The organism is Epilithonimonas xixisoli (genome assembly GCF_004365655.1).
GTDB lineage: Bacteria > Bacteroidota > Bacteroidia > Flavobacteriales > Weeksellaceae > Epilithonimonas > Epilithonimonas xixisoli.
Genome location: NZ_SOEO01000001.1, coordinates 665,367 through 677,011, shown reverse-complemented (window position 1 = coordinate 677,011; position 11,645 = coordinate 665,367). Strand labels below are relative to the sequence as shown.

Sequence of the window (11,645 nt, the reverse complement as noted above, 5' to 3'; positions counted from 1 at the left end):
GAATCGATGAAAAAAATATTGCTTTTAGGTTTGATTATTCTGATGTTTTCCTGCGAAGAAAAGCAAGTGAAAACTAATGTCGCTCAACAAAACCAAACTATTCAAGCTAAAGAAAACCTTACAACTCGCGAGATAAAAAAATCAACTGGTGATTCTGTAAAGGCGCCAAAACCTCAAGTTATAATTCCTGTCAAAATACCAGAAACACCAGATAATATCATCAATTGTTTTCCGCCAAAGTATCTGGAATGCAAAGACAAAGGTGGCAATATGGAAAATGGTTTCGTGACTGAATGTCTTTATAAAAACCATAATTTGGAAAAGGCTTACAAAGCTTTCCGAGAAAAGAACAAAGCCAATGACGATGGGAAATTTTTGGAAAAGGAAATGCCTATCGATAAACATACCGCCGGTTTTAATGATTATCCAATTTCTGTAACTTACACTTATCCTAAACAGACTATTCTGGAGGTTGAAATCTTGTTTCCCGGTGGCGTGACCATCATTAATTTTAAGAAAGAAAAAGATAATGTAAAAGTGAATGTTAACCATTCTCCAGATTAATTTAAAAAAAATAATTATGAAAAAATATTTGATGCTGATAATGTTTGCCAGTACTTTTCTGTTTGGTCAACAAAACTCGGATAAACGGTATAAGGAAATCGCTGGAAGATATGGTGGAAACGACGGCATCTGCCTGTTCGAAGATGGAAAATATATGCTTTACGGCTATGCAACAGCGATTTTTGGAACCTATACTTTTGAGAAAGATTATATTAATTTTTATCCCGACCAACAGGAATTATTTATGATTTTCGGAAGTCAGAATCCGACGATTGGCAATTCGACACGACTCTATTTTTCGGGATTTGAGCGGGATGAAAGTTTTGTGCAGTTTGACAATCAAAAAGCACAACCAGTTTTCAATGACGATGCCAATTGTTTTGCTTCGCCATACGTTTATGAAACCAAGGCAAAACCAACGCAAATTATCCTTTCAGGTTTGATTGATGGCACTTTGCATCAAAGCAAATTTGCAATTCCAAAAGAATATAACGACCTCGCCATAGTCCATAACAAACCAAGCCGATATGAGGAAAACTTCACCGGAATGGTAAAATCCGAAGGGAAATCGAAAATCCTAAACATCTCGATGTACGACCGATATTTCACGAAAAGCAACGAGGACAAAAATGACAACAATTGGAAAGAAATCCTCGCAATGAAATCGGAATATGACCAAGCGAAACAAGACAGCAAAAACGGCATTTTCTTCAACAAACATTACCACAATTTTCCAGCGCCAGAAAGTTCAGCTTACAGTTTGGACAAGAAATCCAATCAATACATTAGCAAAAACGCCAAAGACAACGAGGCTTATTTCCGAAACGATGAATACAATGACAATCGGTATTTGCGAAAATATATGAAAGTGGAAGGTCAAACCAACATAGATAAAAGCTTTAACAAAAACAATCTTTCGAGCAAAAGCTTATTCTTTACAACTTGTGGTGAAGGTTCGGAAAAGTCTTACAAATACAATGGCTTCACAGAATACGAAGATCAAAATGAACCTAAAAAATTACAGCAAACGACGACTGTACCTCCACCTCCCGTAAATTAACTTTAAAGTATCGTCAGAACAATTTCACCGACTCCTTTTGCCCATTCACCGAAAAATCCATCATTTTTTTAAGATTCATCCTGAACTTTACATCAGAAATAAGAGCAATACCGCTCCACTTAAATCTTAAAATTATGAAAACAAACATCGGACTTAGAGAGCAAAACGCAGAAGCTGTTGCGGAACAATTGGCAAAACTTTTGGCAGACGAAACTTTACTTTACATCAAAACCAGAAATGCCCACTGGAACGTGACCGGAGACAACTTTCACGCCAATCATATTTTCTTTGAAGAGCAGTACAAACAGATTGATGACTTGATTGACAGCGTTGCAGAACGTCTTCGAAAAATCGGTCATTACGCACCCGCCACAATGAAAATCTATCTTGAATTGACGCATCTTACAGAATACAGCGACAGAACCAATGACGGTTTGGGTTATATGAAAGATTTATTAAAAGACCACGAAAGTATTATCGATTTTCTAAGAGGAAACGTGACGCCTTTTGCTGAAAAATACAAAGATTACGGTTCCAGCGACTTCATCACAAGCCTGATAGAAACACACGAAGAAATGGCGTGGATGATACGTTCTTACTTCAGAAATTAAAGAAAATAAGAAAAGGAATAATTATATTTGTGTCAACCATAATAAACTATCACTATGAAAGCCTTAATCGTTGATGATAATGATATTGCTAGAACCACATTGGCACATTTGGCAAAACAAGTTCCGAATCTGACGATTGTGAAGGAATACGACAATGCGGTGGAGGCTTACAACCACCTGCAAAACAATCACGTTGACCTCATATTTTTGGACATTGAAATGCCTGAAATGACTGGAATCGAGCTCACAAAAGCTTTATCAGGGAAAGAAACCATCATCATTTTCACTTCATCCAAAAAAGATTACGCACTCGAAGCTTTCGAACTGAACATCGCAGATTACATCCTGAAACCCGTGATGCCAGCAAGATTTTTACAAGCCGTGAGCAAAGCGCAATCGATTCTGGAAAGCCGAAAAGAAGATGTGGAAGTCACCAAAGACGAATTCCTTTTCGTGAGAGATTCCAATATCACAAGGCGTTTGAAGCTCGATGATATTTTTTATGCGGAAGCAATGGGCGATTATGTCAAGTTTTATACGAGAGAAAAAATGTTCGCCATTCACGGCAAGATGAAAACAGCTGAAGAACGTTTGCCAAAAGATGATTTTATCAGGGTTCATCGGTCTTACATCGTTTCTGTCGGCAAGATAGACACACTTCAGGACGGCGGAATTATGATCAACGGAAAATTCATTCCCGTCGCAGATGCGTACAGAAAAGCACTCAACACGAGAATGAATGTTTTCTAATTGACTATTAATGATTTGGGCAGCTTAATCCGTCTTCCACTCCCGCTTTTTTTGTCATTGCGAACAAACTTTAGAATTCGTTGAATTTTACAGCAATCGCAATGACAAAAAAGAGCTCCGTTCAAGCCGGGCTGCAGATTCAGCGTAAAAGAAGTGCCAACATAAAAACAGTATTTTGTCATTCTGTAGGAATCTAAATTATTCTTTTAAATACTTTGTTGAGATTCCTACGGAATGACAAACTTAATATTTTAATCTTTGCGGACTTTGCGTTAAAAACAAAGAAAAACATTTATGAAAAAAATATCCTCAGTAATGGGAAATAGACGGTTCAATTATTTCATCATCCTCACATTTATTGCGGGTTCTCTCCTATTGATAGCAGTCCAAATCAACTCGGCTAAAAATACCAAAGAGCTCATTCAAAACAACAACCGACTTCTCAATGAATTGCGTTCCAGCAATCATTTGCGTGAAATCGACCGTGATATTTTGGGCGTTGAAAGCAGAATCCGAGCTTCCATTGCAACAAATGATACGACACATCTTAACGGAGTTGACCAGAAAATTGACGAAGTAGAAAACTTCCTCGATTCCCTCTCCAAAGACAATGCAGATATTGAGGAACAAAAACTGATTCGAAGACTCAGCGTTTTGGCTTTAGAGAAAAAGCTTGTGAAAGAGAAACTTCTTCTGCGTCACAAAACAATTGGTGATATGGATGACCAAACTTCGATTGCGAATCCAAGAGCCAGAAAAATCTCGAATGAAATTACCAATATCACAGCCAAAATTTATGAAAAACGCAGAGTCGATATGGTCAACCTCAGCAAACAAAGTGAGGAAATGGGACAAAAAGCCAGATTTTATGATATTTCCCTTTTGATTCTACTGATTCTAAGCGGTTCCATCGTTGGTTATCATATTCTTCGTCAGTTCAAACGTCAGCGATTACTGATTCAGGAGTTGGATGTTGCGGAGAAAAAAGCTTCGGTCGCAGCGCAAACCAAAGAAAATTTCCTCGCCAATATGAGCCACGAAATCAGAACGCCATTGAGCGGAATTTTGGGCTTCACCAACCTTTTACAGAAAAGACCTTTGGATGACACTTCGAAGGAATTTGTCTCATCCATTCAACGTTCGGGAGAAAATCTGATGGCGATTATCAATGACATTTTAGACTTATCAAAAATCGAAGCCGGAATGATGCGCATTACCAAAGGCATATTCAGCATCAATGGATTGGTGAATTCTGTCGAAACTTTTTTCGTGGAACGGGCGAAAGAAAAAGGATTGACGATTACAAGCAAAATAGATTCGTCCATTCCTGATACTTTGAATGGCGATGCTACGAGACTGACTCAAATTTTGGTCAACCTCATCGGAAATGCCATCAAATTTACACATCAGGGAAACATTAATATCGAAATTTACAATAAACAACAGACAGAAAATGAGTTCGTTGTTGGCTTCAAAGTTTCTGACACAGGAATCGGAATTGATAAAGAAAAACTCATTGAAGTTTTTGAAAGATTCAATCAGGGTGAAGATTCAACGACCCGAAATTACGGAGGAACCGGACTTGGTCTGTCGATTGTCAAAAGTCTGATTCAGTTGCAGAACGGCGATATCGAAGTCATTAGCGAACAGGGAAAAGGCACGACTTTCCATTTTTATATTCCTTATGCGATTGCCAAAGAACAGCTGAATGTAGTTCCGAAAGTTGATACTGATTATTTTAAAGATAAAACAAATGCGCCTTTGAAAGTGTTAATCGTGGATGATAACGCTATCAATCAAAGTCTGATGAAACATCTCCTTTCACAATGGAACATCGATTTTGAAACTGCAAACAACGGTTTGGAAGCGGTAGAATTTCTCAAAAATAATGATTGTGATTTGGTTTTAATGGATATTCAAATGCCACAAATGGATGGTTATGTCGCCACGCAAACCATCCGTGAAGAACTGAAACTGAATACGCCAATCATCGCAATGACCGCACACGCTTTGGCAGGCGAACGCGAAAGATGTATGAGCCGTGGAATGAACGAATACATTTCCAAACCGATAAAAGAAGACGAATTGTTTAAATTAATTTCTAATTTCGGATTAAAAGAAAACGAAAAAGCGGAGACAAAAGCTGAAGAAATCGTTTCTAATTACGAGTTCATCGACCTGACTTATTTGAAGTCTATCAGTAATGAAGACAAGGATTTTGAAAAAACTGTAACGCAACAGTTTTTAGATAAAGTCCCAACCCATTTGCAGGAACTGAAAATGGCTTATGAAAACAAGGATTTTAAATTACTGAAGTTAAGAGCCCACGATTTGAAATCGAGTGTGGCGATAATGGGATTACTCACTTTATTAGAGGAAAAATTAGATATTTTAGAATTAACAACCGAAGAAAATACTGCATCGCAACTGGCTTTAGAAGAAGTAAAAGATGTTTTGCTGAAATCTTTTTTTGAAACTAAATTGTTTATGAAATCAATTTAAGATTTGAATTAGTATCAATTTTTATAATTATAAATCACTGTAAAATGCAGTGATTTTTTTGTTTATACTGATGATTTTTTCGCTTTTGTCATTCCGTAGGAATCTCAACATAGAATTTAAAATAATAATTTTGATTCCTAAGGAAATCGAAGATTCGACGAAGTCAATGACAAACTTGATGCGTATTAAAGTCATTATTATTTCTCTCTATTCATTAATAAATTTCAACACTTATTTAACGACAGTTTCCGCCTGTTCATCGAACACCAATTGATTCTGACTTTAGTTGCTTGTAGCTTTACATCATCAAATTAATACAAACAATTAAACCAAAAATTATGGAAATTCTACAAACACCAGAAAATGCATTGTCTCACACTACAGTTACAGCGATTATCAACGCCCCAATCGAAAAAGTTAACATCGCAGATTGGTTACTTAATCTTCCCGATGCGGAATATCAAAGATGCTCAACGCAGCACATCGGAGCAGCTATTTCTACAACTTATGATGGCGAACCGGTTTCTTTAAATGTCGAAACAATCGGAGATGCTTTGATGGTTCAGCATTATGTTGCCGTTGAACACCGTCCGGATTGCTGCAGAATGTTATCCATCTCAGATTCTATCACCAAAGGCGGCCGTACCAAAGTTCAGGTTTTATGGGAACTGAAAGCCACAAAAATTGACGACAACACGACTTTGTACACCAACGAAATTCAAGCAACAGCCACTCCCGAAATGTTCGAATATTTAAAAGAACACAACGTGAATCTTGCTGATGCTGCTGCTTCCAGACAAGCCGCTTCTGATGCTCACAACCACGAAGAAACGCCCAACTTTGCAAAAAGCATCGAAAATAAAGCATTGACAGGCAAATACAATCAGCCTTTTTAAAGAATCGACACATTATATTTTATTAAATCATTGGAGTTTTCCAGTGATTTTTTTGTTTTGTTTTATGCAGTTTGTTTGAGACCAAGAGCGTCTTAAATTTTGAATTTCAATTTTCTAAGGATGTCATTTTGAGCATTGACTGAAAGTCAACGAACGAAGTTCTGAAGTGGAGTCGAAAAATCTCAAATATTTGGATTTTAAAAGATTATTCATTCATAATGCTTCGCAAAATTCCATTCAGAAATCGAAGAACCGGCGAAGTCAATGACAAAAATAACTATTCAATAAGATTTAAGTAACTCTAAAAAATTTTCATTTTGGTTTAAAAATATTCATCATCTACTCCATCATAAAACTCAACGACTCATTTTGCCCGTTCATCGAATTAGGTCTGAAAAACCGCTGATTCAGGACTAATTTTACAATAGAAATAAAGACAAACACATATTAATAATCACTAAAAAATAATATTATGAACACAGAATCTTTGAGTTTCAAATACGAATTAGAAAAACAAACACCTCGCACCAATGACGGTGGAACTACAAGAGGCGCATCTGTAAAAGATTTCCCAGCTTCTATCGGTATTGCGGGAGTTTCGATGAGATTGCAACCGGGAAGTATGAGAGAATTGCACTGGCACGCCAACGCTGCAGAATGGGCGTATGTGATTTCGGGAACGGTACGTACGACGATTATTCATCCTGATGGAAAAAGTTATACGGATAATTTCGAACCCGGTGATGTTTGGTATTTCCCAAAAGGTTACGGTCACTCGATTCAGGCAACAGGAACAGAAGAATGTCATTTTATTTTGATTTTTGATAACGGTAATTTTTCCGAAGACCATACTTTTAGCGTAACTGATTTTGTTTCGTCTGTGCCACCTGAAATTGTTGCTCAGAATTTAGGATTAACTTTAGAAGAAGTAGCAGCTTTGCCTCAAAAAGAAGCCTACTTCGCAGCGGGAATTGTTCCGGATGAGATGTCTTTCGTTGCTGAAGCTCGTCCGAATGAATCTGATATTGAACTAACGAGTTTTCACCGTTATCCTTTGCATTCACAACAGCCGAGAATTGTTCCGGGTGGCGGTTTACAAAGATTGGTTACAAGTAAAGAATTTCCCATCAGCAGTACAATGTCGGGTTCTATTTTGGAATTGCAGCCGGGCGCTTTAAGAGAAATGCACTGGCATCCGAATGCAGACGAATGGCAATATTTTATTTCAGGACAGGCAGAAATGTCAGTTTTCTTAGCAGAATCTACTTGTGTTACAGAACAATTCAGTGCCGGAGATGTTGGTTATGTTCCAATGGGAGCCGGACATTACATTAAAAATACAGGCGACACGGTTTGCAGAATTCTGATTGGCTTCAACAGCGGAAAATATGAATCGATTGATTTAAGCGAATGGCTGGCTGGAAATCCAAAAGATGTTGGTGTAACGAACTTTGGTTTGAAGGAAGGTGAAATAGAAAAATTCCCGACTGAGAAAGTTTTCATTCAGCCTAAGAAATAAGATTAGAATTAAATCTCTCTAAATAATGGATAATTCTGTCATCAAAACAAGCCCTTCCGCTTCATCTGATTCGATTAAGATGCAAGAGAGATTGGCGATATTATTAGCTTTGATTGCAGGATATATTGATGCAACAGGTTTGATAAAATGGAAAACCTATGTCTCTTTTATGAGTGGAAATACCACTTCACTGGGAGCGTCACTTTCAACGGACAACTTTGGAATTGTCATAACGTCAGTCACCGTTCTAAGTTGTTTTTTAGTTGGAATTTATACAGGAACGTGTTTGTCATTATCAAAGAGAATAAAGAACCAAACACTGATATTTTATTTGGTTTCCGGAATTCTGATTTTATACACCATCCTTGCTTATTTCTTAAATATCAATACTCTATTATCCATCGGAATCGTCGGATTTTCAATGGGAATAATGAACACGATTGTGACTTCAGTAGGAAAGCAAAAAGTGAATACAGATTTCGTGACAGGAACTCTGAACAGCTTGGCAAGAAACACCGCAATGCTGACGATGACCAAAGATAAAGCAGAAAAAAAGGAATATCAATCCAACGCCATTCATCTTTTGCTTTTGTGGATTGGTTTTTTATCCGGTGCATTTATCGCTCCCTTCCTACTCGGTTATTTTGGAAAATGGACTTTGATGATTCCAGGATTATTACTGATGATTTGCGGCATATTGATTTCAAAAATTAACGCTAAAAACTAATATTATGTTACAGAAAAACGATGTTGCTCCAGATTTCACTTTGTACGCAACGCCAGACCAGAAAATTACATTATCAGAATTCAAAGGAAAGAATGTCATACTTGCCTTTTATCCAGCAGACTGGAGTCCGGTTTGCAGCGACCAGATGGCTTTGTACAATGAAACTTTGAAGTTTTTCAAGAAATACGATGCAGAGATTTTCGGAATTTCTGTGGACAGCAAATGGTGTCATCTGGCATTTTCGCAATCACGAAATTTACATTTTCCTTTGTTGGCAGATTTTGAAGCTAAAGGCGAAATCGCAAAACAATATGGTGTTTATGACGATGAAGAAGGTGAATGTAAACGTGCACTTTTCGTCATCAACAAAAACGGAATCATAGAATGGAGTTATCTGTCACCAACCGCCATCAATCCCGGCGCAGACGGAATTTTAGACGCTTTAGAAAACCTTAACACAAAATAAATTATGTCACTAAAACCAAACATCAGCCAAGCTGACCACGCGCAAGGCAACTTAGAAGCCGACCTTGTGATTGTAGAATACGGAGATTATCAATGTCCTTATTGTGGCGCTGCTTATCCGGTTCTGAAAGAATTGATGAAAGAATTTGGAAGTCAAATCAAATTTGTTTTCAGAAACTTTCCATTGTCTGAAATGCACCAATATGCAAGGCCAGCGGCCATCGCAGCAGAAGCGGCCAATCTTCAAGGGAAATTCTGGGAAATGCACGATGCGATTTATGAAAATCAGAGAGATTTGAATGAAAATTTACTGATGAAGTTGGCGGAACAATTAAAACTGAACATTCCTCAGTTTGAAAAGGATTTGGAAAGTACTGAGTTGGCAGAAAAAGTGGATTCAGATTTTGAAAGTGGGATTATGAGCGGCGTGAATGGAACGCCTTCTTTCTTCGTGAATGGGAAAAAATTTGATGGTGGCGCGAAAGATTTGTTTGAGCTTTTGAGGGAGAATACTGGGAATTGAAACCACAAAAGGCACAAAAGATTTTTGACACTCAATTATTTTTAAGTTTCTTTTATAGCGTATATAAGAACACATAAGTTTTTTTTTGAGGTTGAACCTTGTTTTACACTGAATCTGCAGCCCGACTTGAACGGAGCTCATTTTTTTTGCAGGAGGATTTAGCTCGGGAAAAAATAGCGGGAGTGGTAGGCGGATAAAGCTGCCCAAAAAATAAAATTATAAATAATGTACGATATTAAACTAGATTAACGAGAATCGAATTGAACCATCCTTACATTTGCTAAAGAATTAAGACAACAAAATATTACAATAAATTAATGACATTAAAAATTAAATTATGAGCACACTAAAATTAAAAGACGGAACAGAGATTTTTTACAAAGACCAAGGCGAGGGACCAACTTTGATGTTTCACCACGGATGGCCATTGTCATCAGACGATTGGGATGCACAGGTTATTTTCTTCTTGCAAAGAGGTTACAGAGTGGTGACGCACGACAGAAGAGGTCACGGCCGTTCTAGTCAGGATATTTATAATCACACGATTGAGCAATATGCTTCTGATGCAGCGGAATTGGTAGATTTCCTTGGATTGACGGACGTTATCCACATTGGTCACTCAACAGGTGGTGGCGAAGTGATCCGTTATGTGAATAAATATGCGAACGGAAGAGCAAAAAAAGCAGTGTTGATAAGTGCTATTCCGCCAGTGATGGTGCAAAGTGAGACGAATCCGGATGGCGTTCCGATGTCAGTTTTTGATGGCATCAGAGAGCAGACTTTGAACAACAGAAACCAATTTTATTTTGATTTGACTTTCCCTTTCTACGGCTACAACAGAGAAGGTGCAGACGTGAAAGAAGGCGTACAGAGAAACTGGTGGAGACAAGGTTTGATGGGTGGCATCGTAGCGCACTATGACGGCATCAAAGCATTTTCTGAGACTGATTTGACAGAAGATTTGAAGGCGGTGGATATTCCGGTTTTGGTACTTCACGGTGAAGATGACCAAATTGTGCCAATTGCAAACGCAGCGTTGAAATCAATTAAATTGTTGAAAAACGGTAAAATGATTACCTATCCAGGTTTCCCTCACGGAATGCCGACTACGGAAGACGAAACAATCAATCGAGATCTTTTGGCGTTTATTGAGGCTTAATAAATATTTTAGTATAAAATTAAAGGATGAATCAAATGGTTCATCCTTTTTTCTGTATTAAATTAATGATAAATTTAAATCTCATTTTTACTATTAATAAACGTTTTTCTGAAAACGATTATGATTTGCAATCAAATAACTGTCAAATTATTTGGTACTTAATAAATTTTAGTTGTAGTTTTGCTAACGCTGTTAGAAAAATAAAATAATGGGCTTACACGAACGTCGTCAAAGAGAAAAAGAATCTACACGCGCCAATATATTGGATGCGGCTTTTACTTTGGCCAAGACTGAGGGTTGGGCCGCACTTTCTATCCGCAAGATTGCTGATGCGATTGAATATAGCGCACCGGTAGTTTATGATTATTTCGAAAACAAGGAAGCTATTTTGTATGAAATTTCTTTAAATGGTTTTCACCAATTACACATCGAATTACTGAAAGCTCAGAAAAAACACTCTGAACCGGAAGATCAGATTACAGCAATTGTAGATGCTTACTGGAAATTTGCTTTCAAAAATAAAGAATATTATCAATTGATGTTTGGACTTGGGATGCAATGCAGCGGAAAAGGAATGATGAAGGAAGAATTCTCGTCCTTTCAAGATATGCTTTACGAATGCACATTGGAAATCATCAATAAAAAAGGTTCAAATCCAGATAATGCCTGCCACTCTTCTCACGCTTTGTTTTCAGCCGTTCATGGATTGATTTCTATTATGATGATGAGAAATGCAGATATTCCTTCTACAATGAACAAAACGACGCTGGACGAAACTGTTTCTGCGTTTATAAAATCATTGTAATTTTTTTTTGACTTTATAATTAACACCGTTAGGAAAATTAACATTAAATTAATCTAGAACTATT

General features: G+C 37.3%; 12 protein-coding genes. All 12 read left to right on the top strand.

The genetic code is table 11. The features are described 5' to 3' along the window. The first annotated feature begins 6 nt into the window (after positions 1-6). The 12 genes from B0I22_RS03155 to B0I22_RS03100 all read left to right on the top strand — a co-directional run bounded on the left by B0I22_RS03155 (position 7) and on the right by B0I22_RS03100 (position 11,581). On the top strand, positions 7-564 hold the full coding sequence (locus B0I22_RS03155) for a hypothetical protein (RefSeq protein WP_133943200.1): 558 nt from the start codon (positions 7-9) through the stop codon (positions 562-564). A 16-nt stretch (positions 565-580) separates the two neighbouring features. Further along, on the top strand, positions 581-1,624 hold the full coding sequence (locus tag B0I22_RS03150; RefSeq protein ID WP_133943198.1) for a hypothetical protein: 1,044 nt from the start codon (positions 581-583) through the stop codon (positions 1,622-1,624). A 134-nt stretch (positions 1,625-1,758) separates the two neighbouring features. Beyond that, entirely contained in the window at positions 1,759-2,235 is a 477-nt protein-coding gene (locus tag B0I22_RS03145; protein ID WP_133943197.1) for a Dps family protein, read from the top strand. 54 nt (positions 2,236-2,289) lie between these two features. Continuing rightward, positions 2,290-2,985: a LytR/AlgR family response regulator transcription factor gene (locus tag B0I22_RS03140; protein WP_133943195.1), complete on the top strand. Its 696-nt coding sequence runs from the start codon at positions 2,290-2,292 to the stop codon at positions 2,983-2,985. 294 nt (positions 2,986-3,279) lie between these two features. Continuing rightward, positions 3,280-5,487: a hybrid sensor histidine kinase/response regulator gene (locus tag B0I22_RS03135; RefSeq protein WP_133943194.1), complete on the top strand. Its 2,208-nt coding sequence runs from the start codon at positions 3,280-3,282 to the stop codon at positions 5,485-5,487. A 338-nt stretch (positions 5,488-5,825) separates the two neighbouring features. Beyond that, positions 5,826-6,383 carry a hypothetical protein gene (locus tag B0I22_RS03130; RefSeq protein WP_133943193.1) on the top strand — a complete coding sequence of 186 codons (558 nt, stop codon included), beginning with the start codon at positions 5,826-5,828 and terminating at the stop codon, positions 6,381-6,383. A 472-nt stretch (positions 6,384-6,855) separates the two neighbouring features. Next, a complete protein-coding gene (locus B0I22_RS03125) occupies positions 6,856-7,902 on the top strand; it encodes a cupin domain-containing protein (protein ID WP_185145333.1) in 1,047 nt (348 codons plus the stop codon). Positions 7,903-7,927: 25 nt separating this feature from the next. Then, complete coding sequence (locus B0I22_RS03120; RefSeq protein ID WP_133943189.1) at positions 7,928-8,629, top strand: YoaK family protein; 702 nt, start codon at positions 7,928-7,930, stop codon at positions 8,627-8,629. A 4-nt stretch (positions 8,630-8,633) separates the two neighbouring features. Then, positions 8,634-9,095, top strand: a complete 462-nt coding sequence (locus B0I22_RS03115; protein ID WP_133943187.1) for a redoxin domain-containing protein — start codon at positions 8,634-8,636, stop codon at positions 9,093-9,095. A 3-nt stretch (positions 9,096-9,098) separates the two neighbouring features. After that, complete coding sequence (locus B0I22_RS03110) at positions 9,099-9,617, top strand: DsbA family protein (protein WP_133943186.1); 519 nt, start codon at positions 9,099-9,101, stop codon at positions 9,615-9,617. 337 nt (positions 9,618-9,954) lie between these two features. Beyond that, positions 9,955-10,776 carry an alpha/beta fold hydrolase gene (locus B0I22_RS03105; RefSeq protein WP_133943184.1) on the top strand — a complete coding sequence of 274 codons (822 nt, stop codon included), beginning with the start codon at positions 9,955-9,957 and terminating at the stop codon, positions 10,774-10,776. A 208-nt stretch (positions 10,777-10,984) separates the two neighbouring features. After that, entirely contained in the window at positions 10,985-11,581 is a 597-nt protein-coding gene (locus B0I22_RS03100) for a TetR/AcrR family transcriptional regulator (protein WP_133943183.1), read from the top strand. The last annotated feature ends 64 nt before the right edge of the window (positions 11,582-11,645 follow it).

Bases quoted from the DNA above. Each gene is read 5' to 3' on its own strand.
- B0I22_RS03155 (WP_133943200.1), top strand. From the start codon at position 7: ATGAAAAAAATATTGCTTTTAGGTTTGATTATTCTGATGTTTTCCTGC.
- B0I22_RS03150 (WP_133943198.1), top strand. From the start codon at position 581: ATGAAAAAATATTTGATGCTGATAATGTTTGCCAGTACTTTTCTGTTT.
- B0I22_RS03145 (WP_133943197.1), top strand. From the start codon at position 1,759: ATGAAAACAAACATCGGACTTAGAGAGCAAAACGCAGAAGCTGTTGCG.
- B0I22_RS03140 (WP_133943195.1), top strand. From the start codon at position 2,290: ATGAAAGCCTTAATCGTTGATGATAATGATATTGCTAGAACCACATTG.
- B0I22_RS03135 (WP_133943194.1), top strand. From the start codon at position 3,280: ATGAAAAAAATATCCTCAGTAATGGGAAATAGACGGTTCAATTATTTC.
- B0I22_RS03130 (WP_133943193.1), top strand. From the start codon at position 5,826: ATGGAAATTCTACAAACACCAGAAAATGCATTGTCTCACACTACAGTT.
- B0I22_RS03125 (WP_185145333.1), top strand. From the start codon at position 6,856: ATGAACACAGAATCTTTGAGTTTCAAATACGAATTAGAAAAACAAACA.
- B0I22_RS03120 (WP_133943189.1), top strand. From the start codon at position 7,928: ATGGATAATTCTGTCATCAAAACAAGCCCTTCCGCTTCATCTGATTCG.
- B0I22_RS03115 (WP_133943187.1), top strand. From the start codon at position 8,634: ATGTTACAGAAAAACGATGTTGCTCCAGATTTCACTTTGTACGCAACG.
- B0I22_RS03110 (WP_133943186.1), top strand. From the start codon at position 9,099: ATGTCACTAAAACCAAACATCAGCCAAGCTGACCACGCGCAAGGCAAC.
- B0I22_RS03105 (WP_133943184.1), top strand. From the start codon at position 9,955: ATGAGCACACTAAAATTAAAAGACGGAACAGAGATTTTTTACAAAGAC.
- B0I22_RS03100 (WP_133943183.1), top strand. From the start codon at position 10,985: ATGGGCTTACACGAACGTCGTCAAAGAGAAAAAGAATCTACACGCGCC.